The following is a 17,135-nucleotide window of genomic DNA, read 5'->3' as shown; positions in this document are numbered from 1 at the left end:
CTGAATGGGTCGCTGGATAGCTTAAACGTGTAACGGCATTAATCGATAGATGCTGATTGGAGTGTAAGAGTTTTACCCTTTACAAAGTTGTGTATACATCATATCCCGATATTTTTTAAGGAACTACGGTCGGGGGAAACAGGAAGCATGTATACAGGCGAGAGGATAAACGGTCTGCACATTAAGACACTTTTGAAATAACTTGGGAAGCACTGAATAAAAAGGCTTAAATTGGTTAAAAGTCTGTTGTATTTTTTTCAGTGTGGGAGCGATGGTGAGTAGCGCATATAAAGCAAGTATTTACTTGCGGAAATTGTGATACAAATCTTAATAGTAAGATTTGTATTAAATGAGATAGCTAGCTTAAAGCGAATCCTAAAACATTTCGATTTTTTTCAGTCGGGATGCTCATTGCGAAAACTTGAGTCGGCACATGCGTGAGCATGTTGGACAATATGTAGAAAAGAAAGGTTAATGGAACACTGGTCGTGTTTCTCAGTCGGGGATTGGTCTCTCTGACTAGGCCGAGATTGGTACAGTGTAAGTATTCTGAAGTTTGGTCACTGATGAAAATATACTTATACGGGTTTGCCTGAGACTTAAATCAGGATAATGCTACACCAGCATGAAAAAATCGTGGCTTGTTCTTCCAGATTAGACAAGCATAAAACTATTGCCTAGCAGTAGAAATATGATATGGAATATGGCCTAAGTCGGCATGAAAAAATTGAACCGCCAGTACAGGCGTAATCATCTGCTCAACAAAGAGCGTTAACAAATGCATTAGGCTCGATCCCTTAGGGACGAGCCTTGTCTTTGAAAGAAGCTAATAATTTAAATTCGCTGTTCTTTGTGGTAATGATATTTTAATCGAAGAAGCTATATCAGCTTGTTAAGTTATTCATAAAATTATTTTTATTTTTTAGTTTGTTAGTAGTATGTTGTAAAATAGGCTAATCGCTTAATTAAAACCTAAATGTGAATAAATCATAAAAAAGGAAAATAAATGTCTAGATGTACAGCTCCTGTTCGAGGCCATAGTTCTGCTGCAGCTGCTGCGGCTTGCCCAGCATGTCGTAACAGATATGGTTCTCGTTCTCGTAGTTATTCTTACTCATCATCATATAGTTCTGGTAGTTCTTATAATGGGTCTAGTAGCACCTATAGTGATTCTAGTAGAGCTGGGGGCAGTGGGAGTTCAAAAAGTGTTTCAAAACCTCGCTGGGCTAAAACAGGCTCCTCTCTTGTATATACGACAAATGAAGTAACATCCCTAACACCTGTCAGAGAGGTAATCGAGAAAAAAGCTTCTGAGCAGCCTGACCTTCGTGATGTGTTTTTATGCCATGCATGGGATGATCGTAAGGAATCTGCTAAACAACTACACGATTTTCTAGAGGCTGCTGGTGTAAAAGTTTGGTTTAGTGAAAAAGACCTTGGTTTGGGTGTTCCAATGATGAGAGCAATTGATAAAGGTTTGGCTAATTCTAAAGTTGGACTCGTTTTGGTAACACCAGCTTTGTTGTCGCGCTTACCTAAAGAAGGTGTAGCAGATAAAGAGCTTTCAACTCTTCTAGCTGGTAACCGTTTGATTCCAATTGTACATAATACAACGTACGAGGCACTTAGAGATGTCAGTCCAATGTTAGCTTCAAGAAGTGGTCTTGATACATCTGAAGATACGTTGGAGATAGTTGCGGAAAAAATAGCTGAGTTAGTTGCGATTTAAATAAAATGCTTTTGTATGGTATTTTGTATGGTGTTTGGTTGAATAAGATTTATTTTAAATTATATCAACTGCTTATGTGTTTAGTTTAATTGACGCCACCGATTAAAGATGATCGCTAATGATCAGGTTTAATCAAAAAAGTGAATAAAAGCCTTGGTTTAGCAATAAATCAGGGCTTTTTTTCTGCCTGTTGTTTATCAGCGTCCGTTATTGTAAGTCATTGATAATTGCTTTCTATCAAATATACTTGTGACACAATAGTGACACGCGTGTAACAACAAGAATGCTTACAGACATCCAAGTTAAAAGTCTTAAACCAAAAGAAAAGCGATATTCAATAGCCGATGGGGAAGGGCTTTCTATTGAGGTTTTTCCTACTGGGAAAAAGAAATGGGTACTTTCATATCGAATTGAAGGAAAGCAGACCAGGAAACAACTGGGTGAATATCCCGAAGTAGGCTGTAAAGAAATAAGAAAAGTTGCACGGGAATTTAAAGCTGAAGTTTCTGGTAAATCAAAGGTCTCACATCATTTAAAACAAGTGTGTGATGAATGGTTTGAATTAATGAGTCCGCAGTGGTCTAGTGAAAAATATATCAGCACGGTTAAATACCGTTTGGGCTACATCACTGAAGATTTTTTAGAGCTACCTTTAGATGAAATTACTCGCTTTCAGGTTTCATCAAAAGTAAAAGAAATTGTGGCCAAAGGAACATAATGCCGTTGCAGAATCCTTTTTTAGTAGCTTAAAGAAGGAAAGAATTAAAAAGAGAATTTATAAAGCACGCGAAATGGCGCGTGCGGATGTGTTTGATTACATCGAGATGTTTTATAATCGAATCAGGCGCCATTCGCATCTTGATGGGATGAGTCCAGAAGCATTCGAGGCAGCTTCAAAATGAGGCTACTTCAATGTCTAGGATACTGGGAGCAGTCCAAGTCTAACTAGCCCTATTATTTGTGTTTAGTCCGTAAACTAGAGAAAATCACAAAAAATTCATGATCGTATTATTATGCTTTTAGTTGAATTAAAGTTGACTCAAGTTATGTAAATGAGTTGATAGAACTTATTGAAGCTTCATAGTAATTAAAATGAGAATGGCATGAATCAATTTTCTGAAGAAGACTTATCCAGAATTATCGAAATGGCCTGGGAGGATCGAACCCCATTTGAAGCCATTCAATGTGAGTTTGGTTTGAACGAAGCGGCAGTGATCCGCTTGATGCGGCAAAATATGAAACCCAGTAGCTTTAAAATGTGGCGTGCACGTGTGACAGGCCGAAAAACCAAGCATCTGCAGCTGCGTTTACCTGATGTGATACGGGCCTATTGTTCACGCCAATACAAGCGTTTCTAAGTGTTTGATTTTGATTACCGTCTGGACTCACGTTTACATCGTTCAGAACAATATTGTACTTCCTCCCAGCAGCGGTGCCATTTCTTGCGCCAAGTAAAAGGGCGCAAACAATAGATACAGATTTTTTCAGGGAGATGCTGTTTTTTCATCGTTTATAACTCATTGATCTGGCTAAGAAGTTGCTGGGCATGGCTGATAATCTGATGCCGATCTTTAAGTTTATCTAGCTGTCGATAGATCATGCCCATACGTGGATGAGTACGAAATTTAGCCTCATTCCGGATCATAAAATACCAGTACAGGCTATTGAACGGACAGCTATCTAGCTCGGTGCGAGTTTTGACATTGTAGCTACAGTGCTTACAGTAATCGGACATCTTATGGATGTAATTGCCCGAGGCCGCATAGGGTTTGCTGGCCATCAAGCCGCTATCGGCATGCATCACCATACCCAGCGTGTTCGGTAGTTCTACCCATTCATAGGCATCGGCATAGACTGCCAGATACCACTCGCTGATCTGCTGCGGGTCTACACCAGTTAATAAGGCAAAATTTCCAGTCACCATCAAACGCTGGATATGATGTGCATAGGCATGCTGAAAAGTATTACGGAAACACTCAGCCATACAGTTCATCCGAGTACGGCCAGTCCAGTAAAATTGTGGCAATGGTGCTGAGTGCTGCAGTGCATTGCGGCTGGCATATTCTGGCATGTACAGCCAGTAAATTCCGCGAACATATTCGCGCCAGCCGAGAATTTGTCGGATAAAACCTTCCACTGCATTCAGTGGTGCATGACCGGCATGGTATGCAGCTTCTGCCGCATCACAGACTTCTTTAGGTAGTAGCAGACCACAGTTCAGATAAGGTGAGAGCAGGCTGTGAAACAGCATGTCTGAGTCTTGAACCATGGCATCTTGATAATCGCCAAAATGTGGCAAACTGTGGGTAATGAAATGCTCCAGTGCAAGCAGAGCATTGCTACGTGTGGTGCCCCAGCGGAAGTTGTCAAGGCTGCCAGAGTGACGGGAAAATTCACGTTCAACCAATTCAAGCACATCCAGATCAATCTGATCGTGTTCAAAGTGAAGTGGTGCAGGCAAAGGGGGATTGCCAGCCCAGGCCTTACGATTGGCGCTGTCATAGTTCCACTGTTCTCCAAACGGCTGCTGTCCCTGCATCAAGTAACCGGTTTGCTTGCGCATTTCCCGGTAAAAATATTCCATACGCAGTGTCTGGTAGCGGCTGGCCCAGTGCTGGAACTGCTCTGGACTACAGAAAAAACGTTCATCATTCAGGCACTGCACTGGCAGTTGCAGATGCTTGCTCCAATGCTGTTCAATTTGCTGCTGTAAACGATATTCTCCGCAGTGCGTAATGACCAGTTCTGTGACTGGTAAGAGTTGCTGTTGTGACTCTACGAAATCCAGCAGGCTACGAATCGGACTATCAGATTTAAAAGCATGGTAACGTACACGCCAGCCTTCTGCTTTGAGTTCTTTGGCAAAATGACGCATGGCGCTAAAAATCAGGGCAATTTTCTGCGGATGATGGGCGACATAAGTGGCTTCCTCAACAACTTCGGCCATCAGGATCACATCCCTGATACGATCTAGCGCTTTGAGCGTAGCAAGCTGATGATGAAGCTGGTCACCCAGAATTAAACCGAAACGCATAGCCATTCCAGACCCTATGAAAGATAGCGCAGTGTAAGTCAAGACAGTTCAATTTTTTGTGAAAATAAAGATCATTCTGCATGTTGAATCAATCCAACTCGACCAGATGGCCCGCTGACATCGCACAGAAATGATGGGTACTGCTATAACAAAATATTCATCCCTACAATGCTAAAGCCAGTTGATGAAACTCGCTTTACATGATTTCTTAATACATGAGTAGTGTGAAAATTATGTGATTTTAATCAAAAAGATAAAAATTATTATGGTTGTAATTAAAGTAGCTCACGCCTAGTATCTGGCTTGAAGTTACTCCATGTGAGCTTCCTTAGTTTTGTCCCATACACCCCTCTGTATGAGATTTTTTTAATCAGGGAATTGTCATGAGCATGCATTCAAAAGCGTATATTTTTAGACAGCAGCAATTGCTAGTGGATGAGCATTTTCAGTTGCCGCAGGTAGAAAGACTGCAGCACGACCTAAACCTGTCGGAAAATGGCGAGATCATTGCTCGTGACCTGAAAGAAGACGAACCGGTGCCGGAAGGTTATCAGCTGGTTCCAATCCGGCAACTGGTGCAAGTCTGGAGCAGACCGCAGTTTGAACAGGCCAGCCGTGCGGTACAGTTACTGGAATGGCGCCGTAACCACCGCTTTTGCAGTAAATGCGGTCACGCCACCCAGCAGCACGTCAGTCACTATGCCATGGTCTGTCCATCCTGTGGCTATAACCAGTATCCGCGGGTGAATCCTTGTGTGATCACTATCATTACTCGGGGTACAGATGAAATTCTGCTGGCAAAAAATGCCCGCAACAAAACCCAGATGTACAGCCTGATTGCCGGATTTGTCGAAGTGGGCGAAACCCTGGAGGAGGCGGTACGCCGTGAGACGATGGAAGAAGTGGGGCTACAGATCAAAAACATTCAATATCTGGCTAGCCAGCCGTGGCCGTTTCCTAGCAATCTGATGATGGCCTTCAAGGCCGAATATCATGCAGGCGAGATTCAGATTCAGGAAAATGAACTCAGCGATGCGCGGTTTTTCAAATTTGATCAGTTACCCGAGATTCCGTTCAAGGGCAGTATTGCTTATGCCATGATTCAGCATGTGATGCATGGCACACCTGTTGCCGATGACAGCAAAGAATGGCTTTGAATTAACCAGTCTGGTTTGACTGCTTAAATTAAGAAAAAAATCAGGAAGTTTATTTTCAATCGGTGTAATTCCCGAGAACCTGAATTTTCCGATGTTAAAGACTTAATTATTGTTTAGCGGATAAACGAATGGCATCTCCACAAAAACTGAATCACAGCATCTAATCTTCACGCTTTGTTCACATTCAGCTGGGTTATGCTAATCCTGAAATCAAACAAGGCTTAAAAATGAAGATGCTATTCAAGTCGGTTTTTTCAGTTACAGCACTGGCCATCATTAGCTTGAGCTTTACTGCTCGGGCTGAAACGGTTGCCCCTCAGGCAGTCAATCAGGTGGATATCCGGCAGTATGCGGGTAAATGGCATGAAATTGCGCATTTACCGATGTATTTTCAGCGTAAATGTGTCTCGGATATCTCGGCACAATACACTGTCAATGCCGATCAGACCATAGGCGTCTTAAACAGCTGCCGGATTGAAAATGGTGAAATGATTAGCTCTGAAGGGGTGGCCTATTCGCAAAATCAGGGCAACAGCAAACTGAAGGTCAGCTTTTTGCCGCCAGGTTTAAGATGGATTCCGTTTACCAAAGGGCATTACTGGGTATTACGCGTGGATCCGGAATATAAAGTGGCGCTGGTCGGTGGACCGAGCACCAAATACCTGTGGATTTTATCGCGCGAACCGCAACTGGATGAAGCCACCTATCAGTCCTATCTGGATACAGCAAAATATTATGGTTATGACATCACAAAACTGATCAAATTGCCGCATTAATCTGTTACCCTTTTGCCGAACTGCTTAGTCTCTCTACAGTTCGGCTTTTTTTATTTCACTTCACATAAAATTCATATCTGACTGATTAGACTCATCAAATAGAATAAAGACAACCGCTTAAAAGTAGGATGAGTCCATGTTGAAAAGCCTGATGCGATGGATAGACAGCTGGTCCATACATACATCGCCTGAAACGCTGACCGCTGAAAACAGCCAGGTTCAGTGGCTCCGGATTTTGCCCTTTATTTTGTTGCATCTGGCCTGTCTCGCCGTGTTCTGGGTGGGGGTGTCATGGTTTGCGCTGGGCTTTATGCTGGCGTTCTACCTGATCCGCATGTTTTCCATCACCGCTTTTTTTCATCGTTATCTGTCACATAAAACTTTTCAGACTTCGCGTCTGGTACAGTTCCTGTTTGTGCTGATGGGTACCATGAGTGCGCAGCGTGGGCCGCTCTGGTGGGCGGCGCATCACCGTTATCACCATCGCTATACCGATACCTTGCAAGACCCGCATTCCTCCACGCATGGTTTTTGGTACAGCCACGTTGGCTGGTTTTTAAATGAATATAACTTTGCCACGCGAAAAGAAGTCATTAGAGATTGGATGAAATATCCGGAACTGATCTGGCTGGACCGTTTCAGTTTAATTGTGGTGCTGCTGACCGCGGGCGGGATTTATGCGCTAGGGGAGTGGCTAGCTATGACCTGGCCGCAACTTGGTACCTCCGGCCTACAATTGCTGGTCTGGGGATTTGTGGTCTCCACTGTGTTACTGCTCCATGCCACTTTGTGTATTAACTCACTGGCGCATCATTATGGCAGCCGGGATTTTGACACGGATGATCACAGCCGCAACAACTTGTTTTTGTCCATCATTACCTTAGGCGAAGGCTGGCACAACAATCACCATTATTATGCCGGCAGTACCCGGCAGGGTTTTTACTGGTGGCAGATTGATGTGACCTATTACCTGCTGAAACTCATGTCTTTGTTCGGGCTGGTCTGGGGACTCAAGCCCATTCCGGCACGTGTCTATGATGTCAGTAAAATTGCCCGGGCTCGAAAACAGAAAAAAGCTGCCAAGACCGGCACTCCGAATATTCATTCAAAGGAATCACCATGAAAATTGCAATTATTGGTTCAGGTATTTCCGGTCTGTACGCTGCCTGGAAACTCAGCAAAGTGCATGAAGTCACAGTCTTTGAAAAGAATAACTACTTTGGTGGTCATACCGATACCCATCAGCTGAATATCGATGGTGAACAGGTTGCGGTGGACAGTGGCTTTATTGTTTTTAATGAGCATAACTATCCGCTATTCTGCGCCATGCTAAAAGAACTTGGGATTCAATCGCAAAGCAGTGACATGGGCTTTTCGGTGAATAATCAGGTCACTGGCTTACAGTACAATCCTTCAAAAAAATTCTCGTTATTGTTCCGACCTCAAAACTTTTTTAATGCAGATTTTCGCGCGATGTTGTCCGATCTGTTCCGTTTCTATGCGGCCAATAAAGATATTGATGTTGAACAGGTCGATGCACAGCTCAGTATTGATGCATATCTCAATCGACATGACTATTCCGAAGCCTTTCGTCAGGAACATCTCTATCCGATGTGCGGGGCGCTATGGTCCTGTCCAGTAGAGCAAGCTGGACAGATTCCGTATAAATTTGTGGTGAGCTTTTTTCAGCACCATCGTATGTTGCAGCTGAAAGAGCGACCTTCGTGGCTTACGGTCAAGGGTGGATCAGCTCGTTATGTTCGTGCCATTCAGGCCCAATCGAATATGACTTTCCGCAAGACAGGTGTGCTTCATGTATCCCGTAGTGCCAATGATGTAGTGATTGAAACTGGACAGGGCAGTGAACGTTTTGACTGGGTCATTTTTGCCAGCCATGCTGATGATAGCTTGAATTTACTTACAGACCCGTCAGCGCAAGAGCGGGAAGTACTTGGCAAGTTTCGTTATCAGGATAACCATATGGTGGTGCATTCCGATACTCATATCATGCCCAAATCCAGGCGCCAATGGGCCAGCTGGCATGTACATGTGACACCTAGTCGTGCAACCGAATCAACTCCATTCCAGCATAGTGGCATGCATTATGGTTTCAGTTACTGGATGAACCAGTTGCAAAACCTGAATTGTAAAACCCAAATCTTTGCCACACTCAATCCTAACTTTAACCTCGATCCGAAAAAAATATGGGTAGAACGATATTATCGTCATCCAGTATTTGATGCTGCCGCGATTGAGGCACAACAACGTTGGGCCGAGGTCAACGGCCAAAACCGCACCTCCTACTGCGGTGCTTATTGGGGCTGGGGCTTTCATGAGGATGGTGCCCGTAGTGCTGCATGGGTAGTCGATCAGCTATTGAAACAGGCCGAGCAGGCCGCCTAGGAGCACATGATGCAGATGTATCCACTGGCGATTGCCTCTGCCGAAATCCGGCACCGACGTTATTTGCCCAAAGCCCATGCTTTTGAGACCCAGCTAACCTATCTATGGTTTGATCCGGATCAGCTCGCGACCTTTACCGGTAAATCCTGGCTGTGGTCATCTAACCGCTGGAATTTCCTGACTCTGGATGAGCGCGATTTTCTGAGCATGGAATGTGGTTCAATCCGGCAGAAAGTTGCACGCCTGCTAATCAAGCGGGAAAACTATCTGTTACCGCATGCCGCTTCCATCCGGGTGCTGGCCTTGCCGCGCACACTGGGTTTCCGTTTCAATTCCGTAGTGTTTTATCTGATCTTTGATGCCACTGACCAATTGCTCTTTGTGCTGAGTGAAATCACCAACACACCGTGGAATGAACGACAGGTCTACATTCACGATTGCCGGAACAATCCAGACGAATATGCGCCGTACCAGAGTCACCAGTTTGACTTTAAAAAGGCCTTTCATGTGTCGCCGTTCATGCCGATGGGGCTGGATTATCGCTGGCGCTTCAGCTTTTCGGATCGGCAGAACGTGATTCATATGCAGCTGTTTGAGCAGGGAATCTTGCAATTCGATGCCACCCTGAAATTTTCCTTGCAGGCCATCACGGTTCCTTCACAGCAGCATCGTTATGCTGTACTGAAAGTTCTTGAACCCTTCAGGATGGTCAGCGGAATTTATCTGCACGCCTTTCGTTTATGGAAAAAGAAAATTCCATTTTATCGACATCCTAAAAAAGAAAAAGGAAACACATTGCGATGAAGACACTATTCATGGGAGAGCAAAGCACACTGCCGGTGGTACTGCGCCACCTGCTGAAATTACGCCATGGTCAGCTGATTTTTAAAGGCGTCTGGAACGGGGCTGTCGGGGAAAATAGCGATTTACAGGCGGTGATACAGGTGCATGATGTTCGTCTGATGGATTTGCTGTTCCGTAATGGTGTACTGGGTGCTGCCGAAGGTTTTATCCGTGGCTACTGGAGCAGTGAAGATCTGGTCGATGTGATCCGCATTTTGGCACGTAACCGTGATGTGCTTGATCGGATGAATCAAAATGTAGTGGCCAAAGCTAGCCAGTTGGCACTTAAGGCTTGGTATAAATCCCGCAAGAATTCGATTGATGGTAGTCGTCAGAATATTGCTGAGCATTATGACTTGAGCAATGATTTTTTTAAATTGTTCTTAGATTCCAGCATGATGTATTCCAGTGCTGTCTTTAAAGACCCTTGTATGAGCTTGGAACAAGCTTCAGATTATAAAAAAGAATTGATCTGCCAAAAACTTCAATTGCAACCGATGGACCATTTGGTTGAAATTGGCAGCGGCTGGGGAGGCTTTGCCATTTATGCGGCTCAGCATTATGGCTGTAAGGTGACCACCATTACCATTTCCAAAGCTCAGTACGATGAAGCACTCGCCCGAGTTGCTGAAGCAGGGCTGTCTCATCGGGTGTCTGTACAGCTTCAGGACTACCGTTTACTCGAGGGTAAATACGACAAATTGGTGTCCATTGAAATGATCGAGGCCGTAGGTGAGCAGTATTTACCAACTTATTTCCGAAAATGCCGCGAGCTCCTCAAGCCGAATGGTCTAGCCTTGATACAGGCGATTACGATTGAAGATGCACGCTATGTTAAAGCTTTAAATACGGTGGATTACATTAAGCGTTATATTTTCCCCGGTAGTTTTATTCCATGTATCAGTGTTATGACGCAAACGGCTTCTGAGCAAAAACTTCGTCTCAAACATCTGGAAGATATTGGTCAAAGCTATGCACAAACCCTGAAGTGTTGGCGTCAGCGTTTTCTGGAGCAGCGTGATCAAGTACTGCAACTTGATTTTGATGAGCGTTTTATCCGCATGTGGGATTTTTATCTGTGTTATTGCGAAGGTGGTTTTAGGGAAGGTGTGATCAGTGATGTGCATTTGCTGTTTGAAGCCAGTGCTTACTAAGCAGAAATAAAACAGGAGGGCGACATGCTGCTAGATTTATTTTTGTTCAATGTCTTCATCATGCTCTGTAACTGGGTGTTGGTGACCTATAACCGCAGAGCAGGGCTAGTCGATGTCGCTTGGAGTTTCAGTATTGCCCTTAATGTGATTATTGCCGCTTGGGTGATTGACAGTGCGCCGATGTTGGTTCGGTTATTTCTGGGACTGGCGAGTGGGATCTGGTTTTCACGGCTGACTTGGCATCTGTTACGGCGCTATGCCAATGAAACCCAAGAAGACACGCGTTATGCCAACATGCGCCGAGCGATGGGGGATTATCAGCATCTTGGATTTCTGGTGTTTTTTATATTTCAGGCAGGTTTGGCTCTACTATTTTCTTACCCAATGCTGAAGTTGTTAAGTATCTCGACCGAGCAATGGAATGACTGGACTTTGGTCACTGTGATTGTGGCGGGCATGATCATGCTATCCGCTTTGATAGGCGAAAGCACTGCCGATCAGCAACTTTACCGTTTTAAGCTAGATCCACAGAATCAAGGTAAAACCATGGATCAGGGTCTGTGGAAATATTCGCGCCATCCGAATTATTTCTTTGAATGGCTGCATTGGTTTGCTTATCCAGTGCTCGGTCTGGCAGCAGGATGCTATGAATTATGGATTTATCCACTGCTGATGTGGCTGTTTCTGTACTACATCACCGGGATTCCCTTTAGTGAACAACAGGCGCTCACCCACCGTGGTGACAACTATAAAGACTATCAACGACGAACTTCAATGTTTATTCCGTGGCCACCCAAACAGTAGGTAAATACATGGACTTTATGATTCAACAATCTTTAAAACTGGTCGAAAGCGGCAAGCTGCCCGATTCGGTGATTCGCGCGGGCATTCGCAGCCTAAGCAAAAAACGTCTGGCACAGGAAGGACGCTTTGACCCAGCACTGGCAGCCCGGCGCTATATGGATGTGCTGACCATGCTGAAAAACAGCGAAATTGCCATTGATACAGACAAAGCCAATGAGCAGCATTATGAACTGCCGACCGCATTTTTTCAGGCAGTACTCGGTAAGCGTTTGAAATATAGCGCGAGTCTATTTGAACATGCCGATATGACGCTAGACCAAGCCGAAGAAGCTGCGCTTGCCTGCTATTGCCAGCGAGCACAACTGAAAGACGGGCAGGATATTTTGGAAATTGGCTGCGGTTGGGGATCTTTGAGTCTGTATATGGCCGAGCATTATCCAACGGCCCGTATTACAGTCGTGTCAAATTCTTCAACCCAGCGCGAGTATATTCAGGAACAAGCCCGTTTAAAAAAACTGGATAACCTTAATGTGATCACTTGTGATGTCAATGTGTTGCAACTTGAACCTGCGTCATTTGACCGTGTGGTATCAGTGGAGATGTTTGAGCATGTACGCAACTATCAAAAACTGTTTGAAAATATTAGTATTTGGCTCAAACCAGATGGCTTATTGTGGTGTCATATTTTCTGTCATCGTTTCTTGCATTACCCGTTTGAAGTCAAAAATGAGTTTGACTGGATGTCGCAATATTTCTTTAGTGGTGGTTTGATGCCAGCAGCCTCAACTTTCCTACATTTTCAGCAGCATTTACAGCTAGAACAGCACTGGCAATGGGCGGGTACGCAGTATGAACGTACCGCAAATGCTTGGCTAGAAAATATGGATGGTAAACAGGCCGAGCTAAAGCCCTTATTTGAAAAAACTTATGGCGCGGATGCCGCAATCTGGTGGCAGCGCTGGCGGATTTTCTTTATGGCCTGTGCCGAGCTATTTGGTTATGACCATGGACGCGAGTGGGTGATCGGTCACTTTCTGTTTAAAAAGAAAACCGTATAATTGAATGGCGAATCGGATGGGGTAGCGGGGAATGCACCAATGTTAAAGCTGTTCAGGGACAAACACGATCATCCTCTGGGTGAGGTGTTTAACCGCTACTACTGGCTGCAAATCGGATTCATTGCCCTGTCTGTGGTGATTGGGATTGGCTGTAGTGCTTGGGTAATCAAAGGTTCTTTGCTCAGAACGGCGCTAGAACAGGAAATGTCACACTACTGGCAGCGATTAGAACGTAATCCTGCCGCAGAATTGCCCGATACCAAAAACCTGTATGGTTACCGCTGGAACACTGTGTCTCCCTCCCAATTTAAGAATATGTCACTTGAGCAAGGGGTGAATCGGCATTTTGTCGATGGTAAGGAACGCATGACCGTTTATGGCGAAAAAGATGGGCAGCATGTGCTGCTGGTGTTTGGTGAAAGCAACGTCAACAAGCTGGTGTGGCTGTTTGGTCTGGCACCGCTGATGGTCAGCCTGTTTGTGCTATATAGTGTGCTGTGGTGGTGGAACCGTCGTGCCCGGCGCTATTTTTCTCCCATTACAAGGCTTGCCAACGCACTGGAACATATTGATTGGGAAGATTATAAAAATCAGGCTTCACCGTTTCATGACATCCGGACTGATTCAAATCTGGAAGCGGAATATCTGAAGCAGGCGCTAGAAAAATATCATCAGGTATTAAGCGAGTTTATTCAGCGTGAACGTGAATTTACTGGTGATGTCAGTCATGAGCTTCGCACACCACTTACCATCTTAAAAGGCAATGTGCAGTTGTGTCAGGCACGCTATGGGGACAATAAATCATTTACTCGCCTGAACAACACCATTGAAGACATGCAACTATTAGTTGACACACTACTGGCTATCGCCCGCAATACCACCAATACTTTAACCGCTGAATCAACTATGCTTTCAGAATGTTTGGAAAATTTAGTTCAGGATCTGGATAGTGTTAGCCATAACAAAGGCATGCGGATAAATTTTCAAAAAGATCTAAACGAACAGCCACGTAAACTTTACCCGTCGATGACCAAAATGGTGTTTGGCAATATTCTGCGCAATGCGCTGAATTATTCACAAGGCACAGAAATTGATGTCATTTTGCAAAAAAATACAGTATTGATTGCAGATAATGGTGTCGGCATTCCTTTACCGAATAACTCAAAGGTGCAAGAACTGTCGGGGCAGCAATTGCAATTAGAGATCAAAGGTCATGGCATTGGACTGCAATTGGTACAGAAGTTGTGCAAGCAGCTTGGCTGGCGAGTGGAATTGTTTGATCGGCAGTATTATCTCAATACCCATCAGGATGTTGATCTAGCAATCACCACTGGACTGATTGTCGTTGTGTACCTAAATTAGGCTTCATCTTCGAGAGCAATCTTTAAACCAATCCCAGATATGGTGTGAATCAGCTTTTGTTCAAAGGGTTTATCGACCATTTTGCGTAAATTATAGATATGACTGCGCAGAGCATCACTTTCTGGCTCTTCGTCACCCCAAAGCTGCATCATAATTTCCTGTTTGGTCAGTACTTTAGGAGAATGACGCATCAGTAACTTCAAAAGTTTAAACTGAATCGGAGGCAATTCAATGTTCTGCCCAGCTCGAGTTAGTTGCTGTGTTGCCGTGTCCAAAATTAGGTCATGAATTTGCAGACGACTGCTAGATACTTCACCCATGGAACGTTTGATCAGGGCCTTGACCCGAACTACCAGCTCGTTAAAGTCAAAGGGCTTGACCAGATAATCATCCGTGCCGGAATTGAAGCCTTTGAGTTTATCATCCAAGGTATCCCGAGCGGTAAGCATCAAGACAGGTAAGTCTAACCCCTCTTCATTGCGTAACCACTCGCACAATTCATAACCAGAACCATCAGGCAAATTAATGTCAAGTAGCAAGATATGGTAGCGTTGCTGTTTCAGTAATTGTCTAGCAGCACTCAGATTGCGGGCATGATCGACCACAAAGTCATGTTCTTCCAGAAACTCGCATAGGGTAGAGGCCAGCTCATAATGGTCTTCAACCATCAGGATAAAATGTTTCGACATAGCGGCAGATACTAATTTAATAATTGCTGTTTTAATTTAGCACTAAATGGCTGGGGACCCAGCCATATATTAAAATATTGTTGTGCCAGAGGATGTTTAAGCTGCCCTAAACCTTGCTGGTTCAAGGATAAGCTCAGGGTCTGTGTAGCATGGTTGTATTTTAAACGGTACAGGTCACCTGATTTGACCGGACGATACAAATCAGTGATTGGGTTGAATAGAGCATGTATTTTTGCGTCTTTAATATTACGTTTCAGTAAATGTGTGGCCGTACGTTTAAATGCCCATTCCGGAATATTCTGCGTATAGGTAAAATCCATCTGCATGTTTTGGCCTTGCCAAGGCTGATTACAGTTTTGCGCAAAGTAACTAGCCACACCGACATGTTTTTGTCCCACCATCAGCGGACCATTGCCGCATTGATTCAGGCTTTGTGCCTGTGCCCATGGACAGAAGCTACATCCCATCACTAACGCCGTGCTGATCGCTATTTTTTGAAAGGCAGTAGCCATGAGTAGACCCCTCCAACATAAGGCAGGGAACGATACAGGCCATTCGCAGGGTCCCAGAAATCCTGCTGGAAAATAATCTTGTTGTTTTCGTTGATCTTGATTTCACTGATACCGTAAGAGTCCATACTGCGGGTCGTGCCGAACATTTTAAAATCATAGGCCATATGCCAGTGCACATAGGCAGAGTCCTGATGATAAGAAGCGTTTAACAGCTTGACGCTGACCTTGCTGACCCGTTTGTTCATGCCTTGAAAGTGCTCGAGTAGATTTTGACGGGATGAAAATTGCGATAGGGTATCGTTAATAAACAGCTGGTCGGCATACAGCGATCCGGCTCTTTCCACAAATTCTGGTGTGCCCAAGGTATTAAAAGCTGAGGTAAAGCGGAGGCCGATATCCTGAGCTTTAGCCTGATCCAGCGCTATCCCCTGAATACCGTTTCTGGATTGGACGTAATCGGCTGAATAACTGGGAATACTTTTACATCCGGCTAACAACAGAAGCGGCAAGGATAAGGCTGTAGCAATTAGTGTTTTTACAAGTCTCATCATCAGTGTCCGTATGAAGTGTATGTTTATACCTTAGGCAGCACAGCGTGAACAGAATGTGAAATAGAGGTTATAGATGAGCAATTGAATAGAATTTTTCAAATCAAAGATTAAAGGTTTAACTTTTTTCTTCGGCCATTAACCAATCAATGATATTCATAACATCACGATTTTCGTTATTTTTTCTGACCATTGCATAAAAATTATAGTCACAATAGATAAAACCAAAAGGGGCAATGATCTTTCCATTTAGCATTTCTTTTTCTACTAGAATTTGAGGTGCTATGGCAATTCCTAACCCAGACACGGCAGCTTCTATCATTAAATTCAGACTATCAAAATAACGGTCATTGGATTTTGGGGAAAAGCTTATTTGAAACTGATCAAACCATGTATGCCATGCACTTTTATTTGAGTGGGTATGAAGTAATGGATAGTTTAAAAGATCATTTACGGAATGAAGAAGATTTATTTCACGATTACAAATAGGACCCATGTTATCGGGAAATAACAGATATTTATTCAAAAAGTTGGGAAGTAGATGATGTTCACTGACGCTATTGATAAATATGTCAACTTTCTCTTTTTCTAACAATTTTAAGTCATTACATGTCATTAATTTGATATGGATATTGGGATAAATGACTTCGAGCTTTTCTAATCGAGGAATCAGCCAATTTGCCATAAAACTATGAGAAGCGCCTATTACAACTTCTACTTCTGAAGTTTTATTTGTTAACTCAAAGACGCATTGTTCTAAACGATTAAAAAGCTGCGTACAAACTAGCGATAATTCTTCGGCATCCGCCGTCAGAGAGATGGTCGAGGAATGTCGAATAAACAATTTTTTATCCAACCATTCTTCTAACTGCTTTATTTGATGGCTAATCGCACTATGGGTTACACACAATTCTTCCGCAGCTAAACTGAAACTTTTATTTCTGGCGACAGCCTCGAATGCTTTTAAAGCATTAAGGGGAGGTAATGTTCTGCGTTTCATGTTGTAAAATTCTCTAACACCATAAGCTCAAAATATATCAATTATCATAAAAATGAAAATATTTTA

The 17,135-nt window shown here is 43.8% G+C and carries 17 protein-coding genes and 2 pseudogenes; 13 read left to right on the top strand and 6 right to left on the bottom strand.

Annotated elements, in window-relative coordinates; all coding sequences use genetic code 11:
- Nucleotides 1–1,006 precede the first annotated feature (1,006 nt).
- From ACSC9N_RS13130 to ACSC9N_RS13115, 4 genes and pseudogenes are all read left to right on the top strand, one after another.
- Nucleotides 1,007–1,729, top strand: a complete 723-nt coding sequence (locus ACSC9N_RS13130) for a toll/interleukin-1 receptor domain-containing protein (RefSeq protein ID WP_026444370.1) — start codon at nt 1,007–1,009, stop codon at nt 1,727–1,729.
- A gap of 283 nt (nt 1,730–2,012) precedes the next feature.
- Nucleotides 2,013–2,444 (top strand): annotated as a pseudogene (locus ACSC9N_RS13125) (Arm DNA-binding domain-containing protein); the annotation flags it as partial.
- A gap of 1 nt (nt 2,445) precedes the next feature.
- Nucleotides 2,446–2,631, top strand: a pseudogene (locus ACSC9N_RS13120) (IS3 family transposase); the annotation flags it as partial.
- Nucleotides 2,632–2,832: 201 nt separating this feature from the next.
- A complete protein-coding gene (locus ACSC9N_RS13115; RefSeq protein WP_058952279.1) occupies nt 2,833–3,087 on the top strand; it encodes a TIGR03643 family protein in 255 nt (84 codons plus the stop codon).
- Nucleotides 3,088–3,101: 14 nt separating this feature from the next.
- Here the strand turns inward: ACSC9N_RS13115 and ACSC9N_RS13110 are convergent, their stop codons facing one another.
- Together ACSC9N_RS13110 and ACSC9N_RS13105 are read right to left on the bottom strand one after the other, a co-directional pair.
- Nucleotides 3,102–3,236: a DUF2256 domain-containing protein gene (locus tag ACSC9N_RS13110; RefSeq protein WP_081316836.1), complete on the bottom strand. Its 135-nt coding sequence runs from the start codon at nt 3,234–3,236 to the stop codon at nt 3,102–3,104.
- A gap of 3 nt (nt 3,237–3,239) precedes the next feature.
- Nucleotides 3,240–4,763, bottom strand: a complete 1,524-nt coding sequence (locus tag ACSC9N_RS13105) for a cryptochrome/photolyase family protein (RefSeq protein WP_058952538.1) — start codon at nt 4,761–4,763, stop codon at nt 3,240–3,242.
- A 383-nt stretch (nt 4,764–5,146) separates the two neighbouring features.
- Here ACSC9N_RS13105 and nudC point away from each other — a divergent pair, with 383 nt between their 5' ends.
- The 9 genes from nudC (at nt 5,147) to ACSC9N_RS13060 (ending at nt 14,320) form a co-directional block, all read left to right on the top strand.
- Entirely contained in the window at nt 5,147–5,920 is a 774-nt protein-coding gene (gene nudC, locus ACSC9N_RS13100; RefSeq protein ID WP_058952278.1) for an NAD(+) diphosphatase, read from the top strand.
- A gap of 227 nt (nt 5,921–6,147) precedes the next feature.
- On the top strand, nt 6,148–6,696 hold the full coding sequence (locus tag ACSC9N_RS13095; RefSeq protein WP_058952277.1) for a lipocalin family protein: 549 nt from the start codon (nt 6,148–6,150) through the stop codon (nt 6,694–6,696).
- A gap of 136 nt (nt 6,697–6,832) precedes the next feature.
- Nucleotides 6,833–7,819 (top strand): acyl-CoA desaturase, encoded by a 987-nt coding sequence (locus tag ACSC9N_RS13090; RefSeq protein WP_058952276.1) that lies wholly within the window; start codon nt 6,833–6,835, stop codon nt 7,817–7,819.
- Nucleotides 7,816–9,099 carry an NAD(P)/FAD-dependent oxidoreductase gene (locus ACSC9N_RS13085; RefSeq protein WP_058952275.1) on the top strand — a complete coding sequence of 428 codons (1,284 nt, stop codon included), beginning with the start codon at nt 7,816–7,818 and terminating at the stop codon, nt 9,097–9,099. The genes ACSC9N_RS13090 and ACSC9N_RS13085 overlap by 4 nt, the downstream gene beginning before the upstream one ends.
- Before the next feature lie 9 nt (nt 9,100–9,108).
- Complete coding sequence (locus ACSC9N_RS13080; RefSeq protein WP_058952274.1) at nt 9,109–9,903, top strand: DUF1365 domain-containing protein; 795 nt, start codon at nt 9,109–9,111, stop codon at nt 9,901–9,903.
- Nucleotides 9,900–11,096 carry an SAM-dependent methyltransferase gene (locus ACSC9N_RS13075; protein WP_058952273.1) on the top strand — a complete coding sequence of 399 codons (1,197 nt, stop codon included), beginning with the start codon at nt 9,900–9,902 and terminating at the stop codon, nt 11,094–11,096. Before ACSC9N_RS13080 ends, ACSC9N_RS13075 begins: the two co-directional genes overlap by 4 nt.
- A 24-nt stretch (nt 11,097–11,120) precedes the next feature.
- On the top strand, nt 11,121–11,900 hold the full coding sequence (locus tag ACSC9N_RS13070) for a DUF1295 domain-containing protein (protein WP_094148334.1): 780 nt from the start codon (nt 11,121–11,123) through the stop codon (nt 11,898–11,900).
- Nucleotides 11,901–11,908: 8 nt separating this feature from the next.
- Complete coding sequence (locus ACSC9N_RS13065) at nt 11,909–12,958, top strand: SAM-dependent methyltransferase (protein ID WP_058952271.1); 1,050 nt, start codon at nt 11,909–11,911, stop codon at nt 12,956–12,958.
- 39 nt (nt 12,959–12,997) lie between these two features.
- A complete protein-coding gene (locus ACSC9N_RS13060) occupies nt 12,998–14,320 on the top strand; it encodes a sensor histidine kinase (protein ID WP_058952537.1) in 1,323 nt (440 codons plus the stop codon).
- Here ACSC9N_RS13060 and ACSC9N_RS13055 read toward each other — a convergent pair.
- The 4 genes from ACSC9N_RS13055 to ACSC9N_RS13040 all read right to left on the bottom strand — a co-directional run bounded on the left by ACSC9N_RS13055 (nt 14,317) and on the right by ACSC9N_RS13040 (nt 17,069).
- Entirely contained in the window at nt 14,317–15,009 is a 693-nt protein-coding gene (locus tag ACSC9N_RS13055; protein ID WP_058952270.1) for a response regulator transcription factor, read from the bottom strand. The two genes, ACSC9N_RS13060 and ACSC9N_RS13055, sit on opposite strands and share 4 nt — an antisense overlap.
- 11 nt (nt 15,010–15,020) lie before the next feature.
- Nucleotides 15,021–15,521 carry a chalcone isomerase family protein gene (locus tag ACSC9N_RS13050; protein WP_439036048.1) on the bottom strand — a complete coding sequence of 167 codons (501 nt, stop codon included), beginning with the start codon at nt 15,519–15,521 and terminating at the stop codon, nt 15,021–15,023.
- Nucleotides 15,497–16,069, bottom strand: coding sequence for a nuclear transport factor 2 family protein (locus ACSC9N_RS13045; protein ID WP_171253723.1), 573 nt, complete (start codon nt 16,067–16,069; stop codon nt 15,497–15,499). The genes ACSC9N_RS13050 and ACSC9N_RS13045 overlap by 25 nt, the downstream gene beginning before the upstream one ends.
- Nucleotides 16,070–16,187: 118 nt before the next feature.
- The gene (locus ACSC9N_RS13040; protein WP_004976964.1) at nt 16,188–17,069 is read right to left on the bottom strand and encodes a LysR family transcriptional regulator; all 882 of its coding nucleotides are present in this window, start codon (nt 17,067–17,069) and stop codon (nt 16,188–16,190) included.
- Between the last annotated feature and the right edge of the window lie 66 nt (nt 17,070–17,135).

This window comes from Acinetobacter sp. PC34 (genome assembly GCF_051789135.1).
Taxonomy (GTDB): Bacteria; Pseudomonadota; Gammaproteobacteria; order Pseudomonadales; family Moraxellaceae; genus Acinetobacter; species Acinetobacter johnsonii.
The sequence above is the reverse complement of the archived record's forward strand: the minus strand, read 5'-3'. Positions and strand labels throughout refer to the sequence as shown.

What these genes read in the sequence shown, in the direction of transcription:
- ACSC9N_RS13130 (WP_026444370.1), top strand. Translation starts at nt 1,007, where the DNA reads ATGTCTAGATGTACAGCTCCTGTTCGAGGCCATAGTTCTGCTGCAGCT.
- ACSC9N_RS13115 (WP_058952279.1), top strand. Translation starts at nt 2,833, where the DNA reads ATGAATCAATTTTCTGAAGAAGACTTATCCAGAATTATCGAAATGGCC.
- ACSC9N_RS13110 (WP_081316836.1), bottom strand. Translation starts at nt 3,236, where the DNA reads ATGAAAAAACAGCATCTCCCTGAAAAAATCTGTATCTATTGTTTGCGC.
- ACSC9N_RS13105 (WP_058952538.1), bottom strand. Translation starts at nt 4,763, where the DNA reads ATGCGTTTCGGTTTAATTCTGGGTGACCAGCTTCATCATCAGCTTGCT.
- nudC (WP_058952278.1), top strand. Translation starts at nt 5,147, where the DNA reads ATGAGCATGCATTCAAAAGCGTATATTTTTAGACAGCAGCAATTGCTA.
- ACSC9N_RS13095 (WP_058952277.1), top strand. Translation starts at nt 6,148, where the DNA reads ATGAAGATGCTATTCAAGTCGGTTTTTTCAGTTACAGCACTGGCCATC.
- ACSC9N_RS13090 (WP_058952276.1), top strand. Translation starts at nt 6,833, where the DNA reads ATGTTGAAAAGCCTGATGCGATGGATAGACAGCTGGTCCATACATACA.
- ACSC9N_RS13085 (WP_058952275.1), top strand. Translation starts at nt 7,816, where the DNA reads ATGAAAATTGCAATTATTGGTTCAGGTATTTCCGGTCTGTACGCTGCC.
- ACSC9N_RS13080 (WP_058952274.1), top strand. Translation starts at nt 9,109, where the DNA reads ATGCAGATGTATCCACTGGCGATTGCCTCTGCCGAAATCCGGCACCGA.
- ACSC9N_RS13075 (WP_058952273.1), top strand. Translation starts at nt 9,900, where the DNA reads ATGAAGACACTATTCATGGGAGAGCAAAGCACACTGCCGGTGGTACTG.
- ACSC9N_RS13070 (WP_094148334.1), top strand. Translation starts at nt 11,121, where the DNA reads ATGCTGCTAGATTTATTTTTGTTCAATGTCTTCATCATGCTCTGTAAC.
- ACSC9N_RS13065 (WP_058952271.1), top strand. Translation starts at nt 11,909, where the DNA reads ATGGACTTTATGATTCAACAATCTTTAAAACTGGTCGAAAGCGGCAAG.
- ACSC9N_RS13060 (WP_058952537.1), top strand. Translation starts at nt 12,998, where the DNA reads ATGTTAAAGCTGTTCAGGGACAAACACGATCATCCTCTGGGTGAGGTG.
- ACSC9N_RS13055 (WP_058952270.1), bottom strand. Translation starts at nt 15,009, where the DNA reads ATGTCGAAACATTTTATCCTGATGGTTGAAGACCATTATGAGCTGGCC.
- ACSC9N_RS13050 (WP_439036048.1), bottom strand. Translation starts at nt 15,521, where the DNA reads ATGGCTACTGCCTTTCAAAAAATAGCGATCAGCACGGCGTTAGTGATG.
- ACSC9N_RS13045 (WP_171253723.1), bottom strand. Translation starts at nt 16,069, where the DNA reads ATGAGACTTGTAAAAACACTAATTGCTACAGCCTTATCCTTGCCGCTT.
- ACSC9N_RS13040 (WP_004976964.1), bottom strand. Translation starts at nt 17,069, where the DNA reads ATGAAACGCAGAACATTACCTCCCCTTAATGCTTTAAAAGCATTCGAG.